Consider the following 19,593-nt stretch of genomic DNA (forward strand, 5'->3'; position numbering starts at 1 on the left):
GACGATGTGATTTCGGAAAAAAATAGCTATAATGATGGGCTGGAAAGTTTTCGTTGTCAGGCATTGTTTCGGCAGTAAAAAGATACAAGAACCGAAGCTCGACCGTGAGGTCATACCCGCGGCGAAAGCCTCCTAGTAGAGCGATAATTACCGGTAATTATTCATCGCACAATTTTTAAATACTGAAGGAATATTCATGAAAAAGACTCTGTTGATCGCTTCGTTGTTGGCTGTTGCTCTGGCTGCTTGCGGCAAGAAGGAAGAAGCTCCGGCACCTGCTGCTGCTCCCGCTGCTGAAGCTCCGGCACCTGCCGCTGCTCCCGCTGCTGAAGCTCCTGCCGCTGCTGCTCCGGCTGCTGACGCTGCCAAGCCTGCTGACGCTGCCGCTCCGGCCGCTGACGCTGCCAAGCCTGCTGACGCTGCCGCTCCGGCCGCTGATGCCAAGCCGGCTGAAGCCGCTCCGGCCAAGTAATCTTCGGATTATCTTCGGAAAAAACCGGTCGCAAGACCGGTTTTTTTTCGTCCGGCGTTTTGTCTCACGTACCGCTGGCATCGCGCCCTTCCCTTCACTTTTTCGCCTCAAGAACGCCGCCTCCTTGGTCGACAGGATCCGGCCCTCGTCCGACCGGGCAAGAATCCCTCAAAACGGCCAGGAAACGCATCGCCACCAGCGTCCCTGCAACCCCCACTGACAATTGACTGACAGCGCCTCCTGAGGCCGGATTTGTGATCGGCGTCAAAGACACAGACCCGGCAAGGGCGTACAGCGTCCTGCAAGCTGAAGAAAAAGAGAAACAAATTGTTTCTGACGCGCCGCACACAAGAACGAAGCAGCCTGACAAAGGACTGACCCACTCGCGTTTGGCAATCAGACGTCCAACCAAGAAAACCCTTCTTCCTGGCAGGCAATGCCGATGTCGCCAAAGGTCGTGCCGAGCACGCTTTCGATGGCCGCGCGGGCCAGTTCGGGGGTGTTGTTCTGCTGGCTCAGGTGAGCGCCGATGACGCGCTTGAGCCGGCTCTTGTCGAGCAACCGGAGGATCTCTGCGCTGGCGTCATTGGCCAGGTGACCGTAGTCGCCGCCGATGCGACGCTTGAGGAAGGCGGGATAGGGCGAGCGGTCCAGCATCTCGCGGTCGTGATTGCATTCCAGCAGCAGTGCATCGCAGGCGCCAAGCGCCTGCACCAGATGCGCCGTCGGCTGACCGGCATCGGTAAGCACTCCCAGACGGCGATCACCATTGCTGGCCACATACTGGATGGGCTCGCGGGCATCGTGCGGAACGGTGTAGGGGGAGAGTTCGAGATCACCGATGGCGATCTTCTGGCCATCGGCGCAGAACCGCACGTCGACGTCATTGGCCTGCTCGGCCACGGCCTGCCAGGTGCCGTAACTCAACCAGACCGGAATGCGATAGCGCCGGGCAAACTTGAAGACACCGCTGACATGGTCCGAATGTTCATGCGTGACCACGATGGCCGCAACCTCGGAGGGATCCAGGCCCAGGCGCAGCATGCGCTTTTCGGCTTCCCGCAAAGTAAAGCCGCAGTCCAGCATGACCGTGGTCCCCGAGGAGGGACGCTGGTCGCCGGCTGCGGCCGAGATCAGCAGCGCATTGCCTTCGCTGCCGCTACCGAGGCTCGCGAACTTCATCTGAGCCCCGGGTCCTGCTTACTTCAGCTGTTCGTTGAGCAAACCGAGGATCTTGTCGGAGATACCCGAGGTATCCGGACCACCCTCGCCGTTCTGCACGACGATGTTGCTGCTGTCGGAACCGGCACCCTTGACCACGATGCGGTACTTGGCAGCCTTCTTGTCCTTGTCCTTGGAACTGAAGATGCGCGAGAAGAAACCTTCATCCTTCTTGTCCTTGGCATCCTGATCCTGGTCCACGTAGCGCACGTAGTAGATGCCCTGGCTGCGGTCCCGATCTTCCACGGTGAAGCCCACGCGATCCAGCGCCAGGCCGACACGGCGCCATGCGCGGTCGAAGCCCTCATCGACCTGCACACTGCTGCCGGCCGCCGTCTTCTTCAGATGCGAACGGGCCTGCAGCGACGGGGCGCTGGCCACGGCGGCCTTGGCCTTGCTCTCCTGGACACCCAGACGCACCATCAAGCGCGACAGGAATTCAGCTTCCAGACCTGGATCGGAGGGACGCGCGGTCCACACCGAGGTCTCCTTGGCCGACCCGGTCAGCACTTCCTCGGCGCCGCGATGGCTGATGAAGATTTCGGTGGTGCCGTTGGGGCCGCGCTCCAGGCGGGTGCGGAACTTGTCGCGCTCACCGGTGGAATACAGGGAATCAAACACCTTGCCCAGCGTATTGCGGATGAAATCCTGCGGGATCTTGGCACGGTTCTCGGCCCAGTCGGTTTCCATCACGCCGGTCTCGGGTGATTCGATGTTGATCAGGAAACCGTTGTCCTGCCAGAAGTCCTTGATCTGCGGCCACAGTTGTTCCGGGGTCTGCTTGACTACCAGCCAGCGCTGCGAGCCGTCGCGTTCGATACGTACCGCATCGCCCTGGGTGTCGGGGGCTACGGTGGCCACCTCGGTGGTCGGCTTGGTCTGCTGTTCCAGCTGGTAGCCGGAGGCAGTAGCCACGCCCTTGTTGGCTTCGGGGATGGCGTAGCGGTTGTCGCGCTGCAGCTGGGTCAGGTCGGGCGGCACTTCCAGGCGGGGGCCGCGGGCCTTTTCGGCGCTCTTGTAATCGATACGGTCGCCTTCGAGCATGCTGCCGACGGACGAGCATCCGGCCAGTCCGGCCAGCGCCAGTGCGACGACGATGCTGCGTTGGGTGAGTGTGTACGCGGAGCGGGAGACCGGACGAACGTTCTTGCTATTAGTCATATCGTTACTAGTGAAAGCGGAATCGGATTTCAGGAGACCTGCGCCAAAGCGGCCAAGCCGATCAGTTTAAGACGCCGGACTCGCGCAGGGCCGCGCGCACGGTGTCGTGGAAGGACTCACCCAGCGGCGCCAGCGGCAGGCGCATGCCCGACGGGATCAGACCCATCTCCTGCATGGCCCACTTGACCGGCACCGGGTTGGGCTCGACGAAGAGCTTGTTGTGCAGCGGCAGCAGCTTGTTGTTCAGTTCCACGGCACGGGCGATGTTGCCGCTCATGGCGGCCACGCACAGTTCGTGCATGTCGCGCGGGGCGACGTTGGCGGTCACCGAGATATTACCGGCGCCGCCGTAGAACATCAGCGCGATGGCGGTGGCGTCGTCACCCGAATAGACCGCGAAGCTCTTGGGTGCCAGGCGGATCAGGTCGGTGCCGCGACCGATGTTGCCGGTGGCATCCTTGACCCCCACGATGCCCTTGACCTGCGCCAGGCGCAGGATGGTCTCGTTGCTCATGTCGGCAACCGTACGACCGGGCACGTTGTACAGGATCACCGGCAGATCCACCGCTTCGGCGATGGTCTTGAAGTGCAGGTACATGCCTTCCTGGGTCGGACGGTTGTAGTAGGGCACCACCTGCAGGGAGGCATCGGCACCGACCTTCTTGGCGAAGGCGGTCAGTTCGATGGCTTCGGAAGTGGAATTGCCGCCAGTGCCGGCGATGATGGGAATGCGTTTGGCCGTGTGCTCGACCGCGACCCTGATCAGTTCGCAGTGCTCTTCCATCGAGACAGTGGGCGATTCGCCAGTGGTACCGACGATGACGATGCTGTCCGTTCCCTCGGCGATGTGCCAGTCGATCAGCTTGCGCAGGCCGTCGTAGTCGAGGCTGCCGTCCGGATACATGGGAGTGACGATTGCAACAATGCTACCCTTGATCATGGTGTGCGTATGTAAGGTGATGGTCAGAATAAAGGCCTGATTGTAGCGGATAGACGCCTCATCAGGTCAAATTGCGGCTGCTACAGATGAAAGCGGACGTAAAAAAAAACCGGAGAGCTCGCCCCCCTGCGGGCCGGACGGGATCATGGCCCCGCCTTGCCGCAGATCAATAACGATCGGCAAGGTTCAATACCCCAGTCCCATCGCTTCGCGCACGTCGCGCATGGTGTCCTGGGCCAGCTTGCGGGCCTTTTCGCAGCCGTCGGCGACGATGGCCCGCACCAGGGAAGGATCATCCAGGTAAGGCTGGGCACGCTCGAGCATGGGTTGCTGCTCCTGCAGGATGGCATCGATCACCGGCTGCTTGCACTCCAGGCAACCGATCCCGGCCGAACGGCAGCCCTTGGCCGCCCATTCCTTCACTTCCGCGCTGGAATACACCTGGTGGAACTGCCATACCGGGCATTTATCCGGATCGCCAGGATCGCTGCGGCGCACGCGCTGCGGATCGGTCGGCATGGTCTTGACCTTCCTGGTGACCGAGGCGGCATCTTCCCGCAGAGCGATGGCATTGCCGTAGCTCTTGGACATCTTGGCACCATCCAGCCCCGGCAGGCGCGACGCCTCGGTGAGCATGGCCTGCGGCTCGGTGAGGATGAGCTTGCGGCTGCCTTCGAGGTAGCCGAACAAGCGTTCACGATCGATCATCGACAGGTTCTGGGCATCGTCCAGCATGGCCTTGGCCTGCTCCAAGGCTTCATCGTCGCCCTTTTCCTGGAATTGGGTACGCAGTTCCAGATACAGCTTGGCGCGCTTGCTGCCCAGCTTCTTGGTGGCGGCCAGGGCCTTTTCCTCGAACCCCTTTTCCTTGCCATAGAGGTGGTTAAAGCGCCGCGCAATCTCGCGCATGATCTCGATATGCGGCACCTGGTCTTCGCCCACCGGCACCTGGCTGGCGCGATAAATCAGCACGTCGGCCGCCTGCAGCAGGGGATACCCCAGGAAGCCATAGGTGGCCAGGTCGCGGTCGGCCAGCTTTTCCTGCTGGTCCTTGTAGGTCGGCACGCGTTCCAGCCAGCCCAGCGGCGTGGCCATGGACAGCAGCAGATGCAGCTCGGCATGCTCGGGCACGCGCGACTGGATGAACAGCGTCGCCTGGGCGGGGTCGACCCCGGCGGCGAGCCAGTCGATCACCATTTCCCAGGTGCTGGTCTCGATCACGGAGGGATCGTCGTAATGGGTGGTCAGTGCATGCCAGTCGGCCACGAAGAACAGGCAGGGCAATTCGGACTGCAGCTTGACCCAGTTCTTCAGGGCACCGTGATAGTGGCCCAGGTGCAGCGCGCCCGTGGGGCGCATGCCGGAGACGACGCGGTCAGGATACATGGCGGTTGGCGTGGGTTGGTGGTTGGCGATTCGACATGAACGCTCAGAACAGCAAGGTGATGGGGAAGGTAATGAGCTGCAGCAGCTTGCCGGCAACGAACATCACGGGCGCCATCCACCAAGCATAGATCACCTTGAGCAGTACCAGCGCCATGACGATGAAGAAGCCATAAGGCTCGATCTGGGCAAATTTATACGCATATCGGTTCGGCAACAAGCTGGTGAGGATGCGCCCACCATCCAGCGGCGGGATCGGGAACAGGTTGAAAGCGAACATCACCAGATTGGTCTGCACCCCGGCCTTGGCCATGAGTGTGAAGAATTCTTCCTGCACCCCGGCCAGCGCCAGGCCATAGATGGCCAGCAACCACAGCAATGCCATGAAGAAATTGGCAGCGGGACCGGCCAGCGAGACCCAGGCCATGTCGCGCTTGGGCTTGCGCAGGTGGCCGAAATTGATCGGCACCGGCCTGGCGTAGCCGAACAGGAAGGCACCGCTGGTGGCAAAGTACAGCAGCAGCGGAATGACGATAGTGCCGAAGGGATCGATGTGCTTGAGCGGATTGAGGCTCATGCGCCCCATCGAATAAGCCGTGGTATCCCCGAAAAACTTGGCCGCATAGGCGTGTGCGGCCTCATGCAGGGTAATGGCGAAGAGGACGGGCAGCGCGTATACCGCGACAGTCTGGATGAGTTCGTTCATGGGCGGGGATTTTAGCAGAGGGACAATACAATGCCCCGGAATCGCACGAAGCCCGACCGGCCGGCCAGGCTTTTTTGAAAAATCATTCGCTCAGGCAGCCTGCAAACCGAAGATGCTTGCGTCTCCCCTGCCCTGGCGTACCAGCACGGGTTCATTGTCATCGGTGAGGTCGATCACGGTGGTCGGCTCCAGGCTGCAGGCCCCGCTGTCGATGACCAGTTCGATTCTCTTTTCCAGATGACTGCGGATGTCCTCGGCGCTGGTCAGCGGCAGGTCTTCGTCCGGCAGGATCAGGGTGGTGCCCAGGAGCGGCTGGCCCAGCTCCTCCAGCAGCATGTGGGCGATGCGATTCTCGGGCACGCGCAGGCCGATGGTCTTGCGCGAGGGGTGCGAGAGGCGGCGCGGCACTTCCTTGGTGGCTTCCAGGATGAAGGTATAGGCCCCTGGGGTGGCGGCCTTGAGCAGGCGGTACTGGCGGTTGTCCACCTTGGCGTACAGGGCGATCTCGGAAAGGTCGCGGCACAGCAGGGTCAGGTGATGCTTGTCGTCCACGCCCCGGATGCGGCGCACGCGCTCGACGGCATCCTTGTTGTCCAGCTGGCAGACCAGGGCGTAGCAGGAGTCGGTGGGCAGGGCCACCAGGCCGCCCTTGTGGATGATCTGCGCGGCTTGCTTGATCAGGCGCAGTTGCGGGTTGTCGGGGTGAATCTCGAAAAACTGGCTCATGATGCGGTTTCCGTTTCCAATCCAAATCCAAATCGTAAAAAGCACAACGGCGGTGTCGCCACCGCCGTTGTCGCTGCCCGCCGGGCTCAGCGCTGGCCGCGCAGGGCGGCGATGCGCTGTTCCAGTGGCGGGTGCGTCGAGAACAGTTCCATGATGCCGGGCTTGTCGCTGATGCCCAGGGCGGCCATGTTCTGCGGCAAGCCTTCCGGGGAGAAGCCCCCCAGCCGCGCCAGCGCATTGATCATCGGCTGGGGCGTGCCCAACAGGCGCGCCGCGCCGGCATCGGCCCGGAATTCGCGATGGCGCGAGAACCAGGCCACGATCATCGAGGCACCGATGCCGAAGACCACCTGGCACACCATCACCGTGACCATGTAGCCGATGCCGGGACCGGAGTCGTCGTTGTTGCGACGCAGGGCCGAGTCGACGAAATAGCCGACCACGCGCGACAGGAACACCACGAAGGTGTTCACCACGCCCTGAATCAGCGTCATGGTGACCATGTCGCCATTGGCGATGTGGGCCACCTCGTGGCCCAGCACGGCTTCCACCTCTTCCTGCGTCATGCCTTGCAGCAGCCCGGTGGATACCGCCACCAGGGCCGAATCCCTGAACGCGCCGGTGGCAAAGGCATTGGGTTCACCCTCATAGACCGCCACTTCGGGCATGCCGATACCGGCGCGCTGGGCCAGCTTGCCTACGGTCTGCAACAGCCAGGCTTCGGTGCCGTTCATGGGCGTCTCGATCACGCGCGCGCCGGTGGACCACTTGGCCATGCTCTTGCTCATCAGCAAGGAGATGATCGATCCGGTAAAACCGACCACCAGCGAAAACACCAGCAGCATCGGCAGGTTCAGCCCGGAGCGGGTGAGGAAGCGGTCCACGCCCAACAGGGAGAGGATCACGCTCATCACCACCAGCACGGCGATGTTGGTGGCGATAAACAGCAGGATGCGTTTCATCGGGGAAAACTCCTATCGGAAAAGTGGGTATTAGATAGGAATCAGCCTGCCGAATTCAAGAGCTTCCGGGGCGGGCGGGCTTTCACAGTCCCCAGTCATGCCACACCGGCTTGACCCCGGTGGGCAGCGGCGGCAGCGCGCCCAGATCCATGCGCGACTCGCCCGGACCATGGAAATCCGAACCCATCGAGCCCAGGAAGCCATAGCGGCGGGCGACCTGGGCATATTCCTGGTACTGCTCCGGCGTATGGCTGCCGGTATTGACTTCGATGGCCACCCCGCCCAGTTGCTTGAACTCGTCGAAGAGCGCGCCAAACTGTGTCGGCGTGTACTTGTAGCGGCCCGGATGAGCGATCACCGCCACCCCGCCCGCGCCGCGGATCCAGCGCACCGATTCTTCCAGCGTGGCCCAGCGATGCGGCACGTAGCCGGGCTTGCCCTCGGTGAGGTAGTTGGCGAAGACTTCCTTGGTATCGCAGCAGGTGCCGCATTCCACCAGGTAGCGGGCGAAATGCGTGCGCGAGATCAGGTCCGGATTGCCCACGTGCTTCAACGCACCTTCATAGGCCCCGCCGATGCCGTGCCGCTCCAGCGCCTCGGCGATCTCGCGGGCGCGACGCTCGCGGCCGTTGCGGGTGGCGGCCAGGCCCGCGATCAGGGTCGGGTCGGTTTCGTCGATGCGCAAACCCACGATATGCACCGTATGCCCGGCCCAGGTGACCGAAATTTCCACCCCGGCCACGTGCTCCATGCCCGCTGCCCGGGCTGCCGCGCGGGCGCGCGCCACACCGCCCACTTCATCGTGGTCGGTCAGCGCCCATACGCCCACGCCATTGGCTTTGGCGCGAGCAGCCACCTCTTCCGGCGACAGCAGGCCGTCGGAGACGTTGGAATGGCAGTGCAGATCGAACTTGAGTTCAGACATAGGAAACCACAATGAAGACGCAACAAGCACAACGACCGGGCCGGTCGCTTGTGGCTGCCGCCGATCAGGAAGTGCCGGGGGGATAGGAATGCCTTCATTCTACGCGCTTGTGGCCGCCCCCGCTCGGCGCGACCGCCTCAGGCAGGCGGCAGCGGCTGCTGCAGGAATGCCTCGATCAATTGCGCCAGGCGCTCGGGCTGGTCATGGTGCAGCATGTGACCGGCATCGGCGATCATCTCCACCTGGGTGCTGGGGATGCAGGCAATGCGACGGTCGATTTCTTCGCGCTTCAACGAGGCCGAACCGAAGAAGCGCCAGATATCGCTGTCGATGGCCTCGATCCACAGTACCGGTGCGGTGATGCGGCTCCAGCAGGCCATCATTTCGTCGACCCGGTACAGGATGGGACTGACCTGCTTGTGCGCCGGGTCGCCCAGGATCTGCCACAACCCGCTCTCATCCTGCTGCGCCCAGTGCCGGGCCAGGAAACCGGCACGCTCGTCCGACAGGCGCGCATTGTTCTTCTGCAGGCGCGCGGCTACTTCGTCCAGCGTCGCGTAGCCACGCAGGACGGGACGATTCTTCATCTCGTCCAGCCACTGGGTGAAGCGTCCCGGTGCCTGCTCCGGCTTGGCCGTGGGCAGGCCGATGCCTTCCAGGTTGATCAGGCGGGCGATGCGCTGGGGCCGCACCCCCGCATACAGGCTCACCACATTGCCGCCCATGCTGTGACCGAGCAGGTTGACGGCCTGGTCGCCGGCATAGTGGTCCAGCAGGACATCGAGGTCGGCCAGGTAATCCGGGAACCAGTAGGATTGCGCCGGACTGCGCTCGGTCAGGCCGAAGCCGCGCCAGTCCGGCGCGATGACATGCCACTCCCCTTGCAGGGCATCGACCATGAACTGGAACGAGGCTGACATATCCATCCAGCCGTGCATCATGAAGATCTTGGGCGCCTGCGGGTCGCCCCAATGGCGTACGTGATAGCGCAGGCCGCGCACGGTGAGGAATTCTGAGCGGGAAGCTTTCTTGGCGATGATTGAGCGCATGGCGTTGTCGTTGTTGTATCTGCTGTGAAGAATCAAGCAGCAAAGTATAGACAAAAGAGAACGATCGTGCGCGAAGCCGGGATTTCAGGGCAGGAAGCGCCCGAGGTCGAAGGTGGAGGTATGGCCGATCTGGGCGAAGTTCTGCTCCAGCCATTCCGAGGCGCGTTCGCGGCCCTGCTGAAACAGGCTGCCGATGAAACTGGCCTGGGTATTGAGCTTGGAGAGGTTGGTCAGTTGCTCCATCAGTTCGTTGGCATCGATCATGTGGAGGTTCAACTGGCGCAGCCGCCGCTCCAGCGAGCCGAAGGCCAGCGTCGAATTCTCGGCCTCGCGCTTGGCCAGGGCCAGCCCGCTCAGCTCGGTGAAGAAGGCCGAGCTGAAGCTGATTTCCGAGAGCCGCTGGCCGATATCGTGGCTGGAGGTGGGCGTGCCGGCACGACGGCTGGGATGCAGCAGCACTACCATCACGTCGCGCGCGGTACAGGAATGCAGCAGCGGATAGATCGGCGGATTGGCCGTGAGCCCGCCGTCCCAGTAGGCTTCGCCATCGATCTCGATGGGTCGGTGCAGCGAAGGCAGGCAGGCCGAGGCCAGCAGCACGTCCACCGACAGGTCGGCATTGCGGAAGATCTTCAGCGTGCCGGTGCTGACCTGGGTGGCGGCGATGAACAATTTGAGCGCGCGCTGGCTGCGCAGGCGTTCAAAATCCACTTGCGCCACCAGGATGTCGCGCAGCGGGTTGATATCCAGCGGATTCAATTGCGTGGGCGAGAAGAAGCGCGTCATCGCCAGCAGCGCCTGCATCCCCGGCATGGGCGTGGGATTGGCGATGACAGGGGCGCCTTCGGTCGTCACGTGGTCCAGCGGGACGCCATTGGAGAGCGCCGTCCAGAAGCGCTCCAGCGCCGCGCGAGCGCCATCGCGCCCATCCTGCACATAGCCTTGCGCCATCACGGCGGCATTCATGGCCCCGGCCGAGGCACCGCTGATGCCTTCCAGGTCCAGCCGCCCATCCTCCAGCAGACGATCCAGCACGCCCCAGGTGAAGGCGCCATGCGAGCCCCCACCCTGCAGAGCCAGACTGACGATCTTGTTCGACATGATGTCCCTTATCTTCACTCACCACCTGACGCAACAGCTGCGCCTGCACTGCCTCACTGTTGCCGTCATTGTCACGGTGACTGTCACTGTCACGCCGACGTCACCACTGCCACTTATGCTGCACTGCACTATCATGGTATAACAGGAACACGACTGGAGATAGTGGCTACTTGGGGCGAGGATTTGATTCTCTCGGGAAACATGAGCAGACCACCTCAGCCATTGTAGCCAAGGACTGACGTAACGACGGACACAGCAGAGGACACATGAAATCGATTTGCGTATATTGCGGCTCTTCTCCCGGTGCATCCCCGGCCTATGCCGAGGCGGCGCGCAAGCTGGCGCAGGAGATGGTAAAGAACAACATCGCCCTGGTGTATGGCGGCGGCAATGTGGGGCTCATGGGCATCATCGCCAGTGAAGTCATGAAGCTGGGCGGCGAAGCCACCGGCGTCATCCCCAAAGCCTTGCTGGACAAGGAACTGGGCCACGACGGCCTGACCCGCCTGCACATCGTCAAGGACATGCACGAGCGCAAGGCCATGATGGCCGAGCTGGCCGATGGTTTCGTGGCCATGCCGGGCGGCATGGGCACCCTGGAGGAACTGTTCGAGGTGCTGACCTGGGCCCAGCTGGGCTTCCACTACAAGCCGATCTGCCTGTACAACGTGGACGGCTTCTACAACAACCTGATCGCCTTCGTCGACCATCTGGTCTCGCAGCGCTTCGTCAGCAGCGACCAGTCCGGGCTGATGATGCACGAAGCCGATCCGGCCAGGTTGATCGAACGCTTCCAGAACTTCAAGCCGACCTACAAGACCAAGTGGGCCGACCGCGAGGCAGTGGCCAATCTGGTGCCCTGACACCGGTTTTTTGCAAAATCGTTCATCTGGCAGCACCAAGAACAACGCCCGTCCCTCTTGCGAGGCGACGGGCGTGTTTTTTTCTTCACTTCGGCCTGGAACCGCCGTCCTGGCGGGCTTGGGCCTCAGCCTGCCAGCGCCTGGCGGAAATCCTCGACCAGGTCATCGGTATCCTCCAGCCCCACCGAGACGCGGATGAGTGACTCGGCGATGCCCATGCTGGCGCGGCGCTCGGCGCCCATCTCGTAGAAGATGGTGTGCGCCACCGGGATCACCAGAGTACGGGTATCGCCCAGATTGCTGGCGGCCACGGCCAGGTTCAGGCGGTTGAGGTAGTCGAAGCAGTCAATGCTGTCCTTCAGTTCAAAGGACATGAGACTGCCGAAGGAACGGAACAGCGCCTTGCTCAAGGCATGCTGCGGATGCGATTCCAGCCCCGGATAGTGGACCGCTGCCACGCGCGGATCGGCTTCCAGCATCTGCGCCAGCGCCAGCGCATTCCTGCATTCGCGTTCCTGGCGCAGGGCCATGGTCTCGGCGCCCACCGCGATGTGGTGCGCCGCTTCCGGGCCCAGCGTGCCACCGAAGTCGCGCAGGCCCTTGGCGCGGATCTGCGCCATGCCCCATTGCGGGGCCGGGTTCTTCTTGTAGCTGTCGGCGATGTGCGGGTAGCGGGTCCAGTCGTATTCACCGGTATCGGTCAGAGCCCCGCCCAGCGCATTGCCGTGACCGCCGATGGACTTGGTCAGCGAATTGACCACCAGCCCGGCACCGACCGTCTTGGGGCGGAACAGATAGGGCGAGGTCATGGTGTTGTCCACCACGTAGAGGATACCGCGCTCGCGGCACAGCTCGCCGATGCGCTGCAAATCGGCCACCTGGGTGCGCGGGTTGGCGATGGTTTCCACGAAGACCAGGCGGGTCTGGGGCGTGATGGCCGCTTCCACGTTCTTCACATCGGTGGCATCGACCATCGAGACCTTGGCGCCTTGCGCGGCCACCGTCATCCACAGGCTATTGGTATTGCCGAACAGGAAGGCCGAGGACACCACATGATCGCCCTCGCGCAGCAAGCCCTGGACGATGGCGCCAATGGCGGCCATGCCGGTGGCAAAGCAGATGGTGGACTTGCCGTCTTCCATCTTGGTGATCTTGTCTTCCAGCGCCGACACCGTGGGGTTGCCCTGGCGGCCATAGCGATAGCCCGACTGCTTGCCCTGGAACACTTCGGCCAGCTGGCGCGCATCTTCATAACCGAAGGTCACGGAAGTGTGGATGGGCTTGTGCAGGGAGCCGTGCTCGATGCCCTTCTGGCGGTCGCTGTGGAGGATGGTGGTGGTGAAGCCGTAGGTCTTTTTATCGTTCATCGCGTGATCGGGAAAGCAGAAGTGAGGGGCAAGGCCGGCGCGCGGCCAAAGGCAAAATGATAAGCCAGATTCCCGTCGGTCGGGTTGTCGAGCAGATCCATGCAAAACGCCGGTGCCGCCAAAGCGGCCACCGGCGTTCTGGTCCAGCCTGGAGTCAGGCGGCGAAGATCAGTCCACGCGCGCCAGGTTCAGGTTCAACTGCGAACGCACCACATCTTCCAGCGCCGGCTTGGGATTCTTGCGGGCGTATTCGATGCGGTCCAGGTATTCCTGGGTGATGTCGCCGGTGATGTAGTGACCGTCGAAGCAGGAAGCCTCGAATTGCTTGAGGGCCGGGTTGGCGTCGGAGATGGCGCGCTTCAAGGCTTCCACATCCTGGTAGACCAGGGCGTCGGCGGTGATTTCGCGGCAGACTTCTTCGTCGCTGCGACCGAAGGCGATCAGCTCGTCACGGGTAGGCATGTCGATGCCGTAGACGTTGGGATACTTCACCGGCGGTGCAGCCGACGCGAAGATCACGTTCTTGGCACCCGACTCGCGGGCCATCTGCACGATTTCACGGCTGGTGGTGCCACGCACGATGGAATCATCCACCAGCAGCACGTTCTTGCCCTTGAATTCGCTGCCGATGGCATTGAGCTTCTGGCGTACCGACTTCTTGCGCAGCGCCTGGCCCGGCATGATGAAGGTGCGGCCGATGTAGCGGTTCTTGATGAAGCCTTCGCGGTACTCGATGCCCAGCTTCAACGCCAGTTCCATGGCCGCCGGACGCGAGGAATCGGGAATCGGCATGACCACGTCGATCTCGCCATGCTTGAACTGGCTACGGATCTTGTCGGCCAGGAACTCGCCCATCTTCAGACGGGTGGCGTAGACCGAGGCGCCATCGATGATGGAGTCCGGACGGGCCAGATAGACGTATTCGAAGGCGCAGGGGTTTAGCGTCGGGTTCTCGGCGCATTGCTGGTTGTACAGCTTGCCGTCGTTGTCGATGAAGATCGCTTCACCCGGGTTGACGTCGCGCAGGAAGCGGAAGCCCATGCCTTCCAGGGCCACCGATTCGCTGGCCATCATGTATTCGATGCCCTTGTCGCTCTCGTTGAAGCCCAGGCACATCGGACGGATGCCGTACGGATCGCGGAAGCCCAGGAGACCATAACCGGCGATCTGCGCCACCACGGCGTAGGAGCCGCGCACACGCTTGTGCACCATGGCCACGGCCTTGAAGAGCGCCGCCGGATCGAGCGAGTAGCCGGTGGTGGCTTGCTGGATCTCGTGGGCCAGCACGTTCAACAGCACTTCGGTATCGGAATCAGTGTTGATGTGGCGGCGATCGTTCTTGAACATCTCGATCTTCAACTGTTCCGCATTGGTCAGGTTGCCGTTGTGCGCCAGGATGATGCCGAAGGGGGCATTGACGTAGAAGGGCTGCGCTTCTTCTTCCGAGGACGAGCTGCCTGCGGTCGGATAGCGCACCTGGCCGATGCCGGTGTTGCCGGGCAGCGAGCGCATGTTGCGGGTACGGAACACGTCGCGCACCAGGCCATTGGCCTTGTGCATCGAGAAACCGTTGCTGTGGTTGGTTGCGATCCCCGCCGCATCCTGACCGCGGTGCTGCAGCAGCAGCAGCGCGTCATACAGCATCTGGTTGACGGGACTATGAGAGACGATACCGACGATGCCACACATGGTGGACTCCTAACGAAAAACGAAAACGAAAATGAACCACGACTGCAACCCGGTCCAAACGATCTGATGCGCTCCGCCACGGAGCCTGTTGTCAGACCGGGGTGGAAAAACTCACATGCTCGGCCAGCTTGCCCGGCAGGTAGGGCAGCACCGCTTCGGCGGCCTGCTCGACCCAGGGACTGAAACGCGCCTGCTTCCAGAAATCCTGTTGCGGAATGGCCGTGGTACCGCACAGCAAGGCCACCGCCACCACCAGCAATACCCCGCGCGCCACGCCAAACACACTGCCCAGCGTGCGGTCCACGAAACCCAGACCGGTCGCCTTGACCAGTTCGCCCAGCGTCTTGGCCACCAGCGCCATCAACAGGCGCGTACCGATGAACAGCGCAATGAAGGCCACGATGAGCCGCGTCAGTTCACCCGGCACCACGTCCGGCAACATCGCCGAGAGCGCCTCGCCATAAGTATTGGCCACCACCAGCGCCACGATCCAGCCGGCCAGGGACAAAACTTCACGCACCAGTCCGCGCAGGGTGCCGATGATCACTGAACAAACAAGGATCAGCAGCACCAGGTAGTCAAATATCGTCACGATGACAACAATATGCGGCTATTTGTAGCCAAATTCAAGCAGGAATAATGGTGGCATTCAGGCCCAGCTTCTTGATTCGGCCGCCCATGCGTTCGGCTTCCTCGCGGCTGGAGAAGGGGCCCACGCGAATGCGCGTACGCTCACCGGCCTGGGTTGCAATCTTCTGCGTATACGAACGGATACCGGCTGCACTCAACTTGTTGCGCAATTCACTGACCTTGTCCTGGGTGGCCAGCGCGGCCACCTGGATGACGAACTTGCCACCGGCTGCGGCCGGTTTCTTTTCCGCCGGGGGCGCTGCCGCGCTGCTGCCGGACTTGCCTTCCAGGATCGCCAGCGCGCGCGCCGCATCGTCGTCGGCGGCATGGGGCGTGGCCTTGGGCTTGGCGACTTCCTTCTTCGGTTCTTCCTTGTGCTCGGCTGAGGCCGGCTTCTTTTCCTCGGCCTTGGGGGGCGCCTTTTCAACGGGCTTCTCGACCGGCTTTTCTACCGGCTTTTCAACTGGCTTTTCTGCCTGCTTGTCCTCCTGCCTGGGCGCGACTGCCGCCACCGGCGGGCTGGCGGGCTCGGGCGCGATGCTGGAGGGCTCGACGATCTCTTCCTTCTGGTCCAGCGACGCCTGCTTGGCATCACCCGTGCCAGGCTGGGCCGCCGCGGGGGCCGGCTGGTCCTTGGAGGGGATCTGGATGGCAATGTCGTCGTTCAAGGGCTTGGGCTCGGAATCGAGGATCATCGGCAACACGATCACCACCGCCAGCGCCAGCGCGACGGCCCCGATCAGGCGGCGCCGGGCGCGCTTCTTTTCCGGCAGCAGCGGGTCGGCGGCGGCATCCTTGCCGGCCTTGCTGCGACTGCTGCCGCGGGCAGAACCGGCGCTGCCATTGGCGGCGCTGCGACTGCTGCGGCTGCGGATGACGGAAGATTGCTCCTCGGAACGTGAACGGAAGGACCCTTGGTCAGCAGTAGCGTCCTGCTTGTTTTTACGGAAAAACGAGAACAAGCCCATGCGGAGTCGTCTTGAATTGATCTGGAAATCGTGGAAAACCTGCGTGGCCACTCAGGTCCTGGCGCCGGCGGGCCAAGCGTGGCCGGCTCCGGAACGCCGTCGGGATCAGTGCAGACCGGGGCGGCGCGCCTGCATGACGCCGGCTACAGTCAGGAAGGACCCGAAAACCACAATTCTATCATTCTCCCCTGCTCTGCTTAACGCATTTGCATACGCCTCGGCCGGAGTAGTGAAGGTTTCTACGCTGCGCGCCGCGTCCCGCCTGAATTCCGGCTGCACGCCGGCCCCCAGCAGGGCCTCCTTGAGCTGTTGCGCGCTGGCCGCGCGCGGCAGAGGCAGATTGGTCACGCACCAGTGGTCAATCTTGTCCTTGAGGTGGCTGATGACGCCTTCAATATCCTTGTCCAGCATGGAACCGAACACCGCATAGGTATAGGGATGGAAGCCCATGTTGTCCAGATTCTGCGCCAGCGTGGCAGCGGCATGCGGATTGTGCGCCACGTCCAGGATCACCAGCGGCTGGCCCGGCAGTACCTGGAAGCGGCCCGGCAGTTCCACCGTGGCCAGGCCGGTACGCACTTCCTGGGCGCCCACCGGCAGCACTTCGCGCAGGGCTTCCAACGCGGCCAGGGCCGCCGAGGCATTCAATAGCTGGTTGGCGCCACGCAGGCTGGGATAGGCCAGCGAATTGCGGCGCATGCCGCGTCCGCCATAGGCCCATTGCTGCTTGTCGCCCTGGTAGTTGAAGTCGCGCCCCATGAGCCAGAGGTCGGCACCGATCTTCTCGGCATGCGCGATCAGCGACTTGGGCGGCACCGGGTCGCCGCACACGGCCACCTTGCCGGGACGGAAGATGCCGGCTTTCTCGAAACCGATCTCTTCGCGGGTCTCGCCCAGGTATTCGGTATGGTCGATGTCGATGCTGGTGACGACGGCCACGTCGGCATCGACCACGTTGACCGCATCCAGGCGCCCGCCCAGGCCGACTTCGAGGATCACCACGTCCAGCCTGGCATCGGCCAGCAACTTCATGATGGCCAGGGTGGTGAATTCGAAATAGGTCAGCGAGATATCACCGCGCTGCGCTTCCACCGCTTCGAAGGCGGCGATCAGCTGGGCATCGCTGGCCATGTCGCCGGACAGGCGGGCACGTTCGTTGAAATGCAGGAAATGCGGCTTGATGTAGAGGCCCACGCGGTAACCGGCGCGCATCAGGATGGACTCCAGCATGGCGCAGGTGGAGCCCTTGCCATTGGTGCCGGCCACCATGATGACCGGGCAGTCGAAGCGGATGTCGAGCTTTTCCTTCACGGCTAGCACACGGTCCAGGCCCATGTCGATCTGCTTGAAGTGACGTTGTTCCAGCAGGGCCAGCCATTCATTCAAGGTGGCGGGAGTCGGGGAGGCTTGGGAAGTCATGGCGCGTCTCGGTCGGTGAAGCTGCTGCTCGAAAAACGGATTACGGATTACGGCTTGCGGATGTCGAAAAGACAAAGCCCGGATTTGCACTTCTGCAAATCCGGGCCTGAAGTATAGCGGCTAATCAGGACACCGTTTCGGCAGCCTGATTTTGCAGCAGGGCCAGCAGATGGGCGATTTCCTCACGCATCTTGCGGCGGTCGACGATCATGTCGATGGCGCCCTTGGTAACCAGGAATTCAGCCCGCTGGAAGCCTTCCGGCAACTTCTCGCGCACCGTGTTCTCGATCACGCGCGGACCGGCAAAACCGATCAGGGCACGGGGTTCGGCCATCACCACATCGCCCATGAAGGCGAACGAAGCGGACACACCGCCCATGGTCGGGTCGGTCAGCACGCTGATGAAGGGCAGCTTCTTTTCCGACAGCTTGGTCAGCATGGCGGTGGTCTTGGCCATCTGCATCAGCGACAGCAGACCTTCCTGCATGCGGGCGCCGCCGGTGGCGGTAATGCAGATGAAGGGGACCTTCTGCTCCAGCGCCGCCTGGGCACCACGGACAAAGCGCTCACCCACCACCGAGCCCATGGAACCGCCCATGAATTCGAACTCGAAGCAGGCCACCACGACCGGCAGGGTCATGATGGCACCGCCCATGACCACCATGGCGTCGGTTTCGCCGGTGGATTCCATGGCGTCCTTGAGACGATCGGGGTACTTCTTGCTGTCCTTGAACTTCAGGGTGTCGACCGGCAGGGCTTCCTGGCCGATCTCATAGCGGCCGCCCTCGTCGAGCAGGGCATCCAGACGAGCACGGGCGCGGATGCGCATGTGATGGCTGCACTTGGGGCAGACATGCAGATTGGATTCCAGGTCGGTACGGTAGAGCACCGCTTCGCAGGAGGGGCACTTGACCCACAAACCTTCCGGGATGGCTTTGCGGCTGGTGGAACCGCGTTGAATCTGGGGTGGCAGCAACTTCTCGAGCCAGCTCATAGAGACCTCATAGATTTTTCCGGTGGCGCGCATTGTACCAGAGCCCACCGGCGGCGAACGTAAAGCACGGTCATGCTTTCCGCAAGGCAAGAAAAAGTCTTCTGCCCGCTTGCGCCCTCTCAAAAAAACAAAGCCTCCGGACACTGCCGGAGGCTGCGCATTGCACACCCCTGCCCTGCCGGACCGGGGTTGCAGCGGCTCAGGCGTCCAGCGCCTGGCGGATATCGCTGACGAAAGCCTGCACCGCGTCGCAGGCCTTGTCCTGGGGGGTGTTTTCCAGTTCGGCAATGATGCGGCTGCCGATCACGACGGCATCGGCCACGCTGCCCACGGTACGGGCGGTGGCGCCATCACGGATGCCGAAGCCCACCGCAATGGGCAGCTTCACGTGCTGGCGGATGGCCGCGATACGCTCGGCCACCTCGGCGGTGTCGATATGACCGGCACCGGTGACGCCCTTCAACGAGACGTAGTAGCAGAAACCGCTGCTGACGGCCGCCACCTGACGGATGCGTTCTTCCGACGAGGTCGGGGCCAGCAGGAAGATCGGATCCATGCCCCTGGCCTGCATCTTTTGGGCGAATTCTTCACATTCCTCGGGCGGATAGTCCACCACGATGGTGCCATCCACGCCCGCTTCGCTGGCCGCTGCGATGAAGGCATCGACGCCAAAGCGCTCGATGGGGTTGGCATAGCCCATCAGCACGATGGGGGTGTGGCGGTTGGTCTTGCGGAATTCACGCACATAGCCCAGCACGTCGTGGGTGCTGATGCCGAATTTGAGGGCACGCTCGCAGGCGCGCTGGATCACCGGGCCTTCGGCCATGGGGTCGGAGAACGGCACGCCCAGCTCGAGGATGTCGACACCACCGGCCACCAGTGCATGCAGCAGCGGCACGGTGAGCTCGGGGGCCGGGTCTCCGGCGGTAATGAAGGTAATGAGCGCCTTGCGCTTCTGCTGGGCCAGTTGGGAGAAGGTGGTCTGGATTCTGGACATGGTGATATGAAGTTTTTTGT

General features: G+C 62.6%; 19 protein-coding genes. 2 read left to right on the forward strand and 17 right to left on the reverse strand.

The features are described 5' to 3' along the window. Window positions 1-196: 196 nt before the first annotated feature. Window positions 197-472 carry a hypothetical protein gene (locus GWL_RS23910; RefSeq protein ID WP_008330814.1) on the forward strand — a complete coding sequence of 92 codons (276 nt, stop codon included), beginning with the start codon at window positions 197-199 and terminating at the stop codon, window positions 470-472. Window positions 473-868: 396 nt separating this feature from the next. Here the strand turns inward: GWL_RS23910 and GWL_RS12855 are convergent, their stop codons facing one another. The 10 genes from GWL_RS12855 to GWL_RS12900 form a co-directional block, all read right to left on the reverse strand. Beyond that, window positions 869-1,654, reverse strand: coding sequence for an MBL fold metallo-hydrolase (locus tag GWL_RS12855; protein ID WP_008330817.1), 786 nt, complete (start codon window positions 1,652-1,654; stop codon window positions 869-871). A gap of 18 nt (window positions 1,655-1,672) precedes the next feature. Then, window positions 1,673-2,854 (reverse strand): outer membrane protein assembly factor BamC, encoded by a 1,182-nt coding sequence (bamC, locus tag GWL_RS12860; RefSeq protein WP_034350780.1) that lies wholly within the window; start codon window positions 2,852-2,854, stop codon window positions 1,673-1,675. Window positions 2,855-2,915: 61 nt separating this feature from the next. After that, on the reverse strand, window positions 2,916-3,794 hold the full coding sequence (gene dapA, locus GWL_RS12865; RefSeq protein ID WP_008330820.1) for a 4-hydroxy-tetrahydrodipicolinate synthase: 879 nt from the start codon (window positions 3,792-3,794) through the stop codon (window positions 2,916-2,918). A gap of 186 nt (window positions 3,795-3,980) precedes the next feature. Then, complete coding sequence (locus tag GWL_RS12870) at window positions 3,981-5,180, reverse strand: tryptophan--tRNA ligase (RefSeq protein WP_008330822.1); 1,200 nt, start codon at window positions 5,178-5,180, stop codon at window positions 3,981-3,983. Window positions 5,181-5,223: 43 nt separating this feature from the next. After that, complete coding sequence (locus GWL_RS12875) at window positions 5,224-5,883, reverse strand: site-2 protease family protein (protein ID WP_008330823.1); 660 nt, start codon at window positions 5,881-5,883, stop codon at window positions 5,224-5,226. 90 nt (window positions 5,884-5,973) lie between these two features. After that, window positions 5,974-6,609: an L-threonylcarbamoyladenylate synthase gene (locus GWL_RS12880; protein ID WP_008330824.1), complete on the reverse strand. Its 636-nt coding sequence runs from the start codon at window positions 6,607-6,609 to the stop codon at window positions 5,974-5,976. A gap of 86 nt (window positions 6,610-6,695) precedes the next feature. Beyond that, window positions 6,696-7,571 carry a protease HtpX gene (gene htpX / locus GWL_RS12885; RefSeq protein ID WP_008330825.1) on the reverse strand — a complete coding sequence of 292 codons (876 nt, stop codon included), beginning with the start codon at window positions 7,569-7,571 and terminating at the stop codon, window positions 6,696-6,698. 82 nt (window positions 7,572-7,653) lie between these two features. Next, window positions 7,654-8,496, reverse strand: coding sequence for a 3',5'-nucleoside bisphosphate phosphatase (locus GWL_RS12890; RefSeq protein WP_008330828.1), 843 nt, complete (start codon window positions 8,494-8,496; stop codon window positions 7,654-7,656). A 137-nt stretch (window positions 8,497-8,633) separates the two neighbouring features. Further along, entirely contained in the window at window positions 8,634-9,545 is a 912-nt protein-coding gene (locus GWL_RS12895) for an alpha/beta fold hydrolase (RefSeq protein ID WP_008330830.1), read from the reverse strand. A gap of 84 nt (window positions 9,546-9,629) precedes the next feature. After that, the gene (locus GWL_RS12900; protein WP_008330834.1) at window positions 9,630-10,646 is read right to left on the reverse strand and encodes a patatin-like phospholipase family protein; all 1,017 of its coding nucleotides are present in this window, start codon (window positions 10,644-10,646) and stop codon (window positions 9,630-9,632) included. Window positions 10,647-10,912: 266 nt separating this feature from the next. Here GWL_RS12900 and GWL_RS12905 point away from each other — a divergent pair, with 266 nt between their 5' ends. Further along, window positions 10,913-11,509 carry a TIGR00730 family Rossman fold protein gene (locus tag GWL_RS12905; RefSeq protein ID WP_008330836.1) on the forward strand — a complete coding sequence of 199 codons (597 nt, stop codon included), beginning with the start codon at window positions 10,913-10,915 and terminating at the stop codon, window positions 11,507-11,509. Window positions 11,510-11,634: 125 nt separating this feature from the next. On the opposite strand, the gene GWL_RS12910 is transcribed toward GWL_RS12905, so the two are convergent. The 7 genes from GWL_RS12910 to trpA all read right to left on the reverse strand — a co-directional run bounded on the left by GWL_RS12910 (window position 11,635) and on the right by trpA (window position 19,573). Beyond that, window positions 11,635-12,876, reverse strand: coding sequence for a cystathionine gamma-synthase family protein (locus GWL_RS12910; RefSeq protein ID WP_008330838.1), 1,242 nt, complete (start codon window positions 12,874-12,876; stop codon window positions 11,635-11,637). A 168-nt stretch (window positions 12,877-13,044) separates the two neighbouring features. Continuing rightward, window positions 13,045-14,565, reverse strand: coding sequence for an amidophosphoribosyltransferase (gene purF, locus GWL_RS12915; protein WP_008330840.1), 1,521 nt, complete (start codon window positions 14,563-14,565; stop codon window positions 13,045-13,047). Window positions 14,566-14,656: 91 nt separating this feature from the next. Then, window positions 14,657-15,157, reverse strand: coding sequence for a CvpA family protein (locus tag GWL_RS12920; RefSeq protein WP_034350782.1), 501 nt, complete (start codon window positions 15,155-15,157; stop codon window positions 14,657-14,659). Between the two features lie 34 nt (window positions 15,158-15,191). After that, entirely contained in the window at window positions 15,192-16,163 is a 972-nt protein-coding gene (locus GWL_RS12925; protein WP_034350784.1) for an SPOR domain-containing protein, read from the reverse strand. Between the two features lie 105 nt (window positions 16,164-16,268). Next, window positions 16,269-17,582 carry a bifunctional tetrahydrofolate synthase/dihydrofolate synthase gene (folC, locus tag GWL_RS12930; protein WP_008330848.1) on the reverse strand — a complete coding sequence of 438 codons (1,314 nt, stop codon included), beginning with the start codon at window positions 17,580-17,582 and terminating at the stop codon, window positions 16,269-16,271. Between the two features lie 124 nt (window positions 17,583-17,706). Beyond that, window positions 17,707-18,576, reverse strand: a complete 870-nt coding sequence (gene accD / locus GWL_RS12935) for an acetyl-CoA carboxylase, carboxyltransferase subunit beta (protein ID WP_008330851.1) — start codon at window positions 18,574-18,576, stop codon at window positions 17,707-17,709. Between the two features lie 199 nt (window positions 18,577-18,775). Further along, a complete protein-coding gene (gene trpA / locus GWL_RS12940; RefSeq protein ID WP_008330852.1) occupies window positions 18,776-19,573 on the reverse strand; it encodes a tryptophan synthase subunit alpha in 798 nt (265 codons plus the stop codon). Window positions 19,574-19,593: the final 20 nt, after the last annotated feature.

It is taken from the genome of Herbaspirillum sp. GW103 (assembly GCF_000261365.1).
Taxonomy (GTDB): domain Bacteria; phylum Pseudomonadota; class Gammaproteobacteria; order Burkholderiales; family Burkholderiaceae_D; genus Herbaspirillum.

Coding starts and splice junctions, on each gene's coding strand:
- GWL_RS23910 (WP_008330814.1), top strand. CDS start 197: ATGAAAAAGACTCTGTTGATCGCTTCGTTGTTGGCTGTTGCTCTGGCT.
- GWL_RS12855 (WP_008330817.1), bottom strand. CDS start 1,654: ATGAAGTTCGCGAGCCTCGGTAGCGGCAGCGAAGGCAATGCGCTGCTG.
- bamC (WP_034350780.1), bottom strand. CDS start 2,854: ATGACTAATAGCAAGAACGTTCGTCCGGTCTCCCGCTCCGCGTACACA.
- dapA (WP_008330820.1), bottom strand. CDS start 3,794: ATGATCAAGGGTAGCATTGTTGCAATCGTCACTCCCATGTATCCGGAC.
- GWL_RS12870 (WP_008330822.1), bottom strand. CDS start 5,180: ATGTATCCTGACCGCGTCGTCTCCGGCATGCGCCCCACGGGCGCGCTG.
- GWL_RS12875 (WP_008330823.1), bottom strand. CDS start 5,883: ATGAACGAACTCATCCAGACTGTCGCGGTATACGCGCTGCCCGTCCTC.
- GWL_RS12880 (WP_008330824.1), bottom strand. CDS start 6,609: ATGAGCCAGTTTTTCGAGATTCACCCCGACAACCCGCAACTGCGCCTG.
- htpX (WP_008330825.1), bottom strand. CDS start 7,571: ATGAAACGCATCCTGCTGTTTATCGCCACCAACATCGCCGTGCTGGTG.
- GWL_RS12890 (WP_008330828.1), bottom strand. CDS start 8,496: ATGTCTGAACTCAAGTTCGATCTGCACTGCCATTCCAACGTCTCCGAC.
- GWL_RS12895 (WP_008330830.1), bottom strand. CDS start 9,545: ATGCGCTCAATCATCGCCAAGAAAGCTTCCCGCTCAGAATTCCTCACC.
- GWL_RS12900 (WP_008330834.1), bottom strand. CDS start 10,646: ATGTCGAACAAGATCGTCAGTCTGGCTCTGCAGGGTGGGGGCTCGCAT.
- GWL_RS12905 (WP_008330836.1), top strand. CDS start 10,913: ATGAAATCGATTTGCGTATATTGCGGCTCTTCTCCCGGTGCATCCCCG.
- GWL_RS12910 (WP_008330838.1), bottom strand. CDS start 12,876: ATGAACGATAAAAAGACCTACGGCTTCACCACCACCATCCTCCACAGC.
- purF (WP_008330840.1), bottom strand. CDS start 14,565: ATGTGTGGCATCGTCGGTATCGTCTCTCATAGTCCCGTCAACCAGATG.
- GWL_RS12925 (WP_034350784.1), bottom strand. CDS start 16,163: ATGGGCTTGTTCTCGTTTTTCCGTAAAAACAAGCAGGACGCTACTGCT.
- folC (WP_008330848.1), bottom strand. CDS start 17,582: ATGACTTCCCAAGCCTCCCCGACTCCCGCCACCTTGAATGAATGGCTG.
- accD (WP_008330851.1), bottom strand. CDS start 18,576: ATGAGCTGGCTCGAGAAGTTGCTGCCACCCCAGATTCAACGCGGTTCC.
- trpA (WP_008330852.1), bottom strand. CDS start 19,573: ATGTCCAGAATCCAGACCACCTTCTCCCAACTGGCCCAGCAGAAGCGC.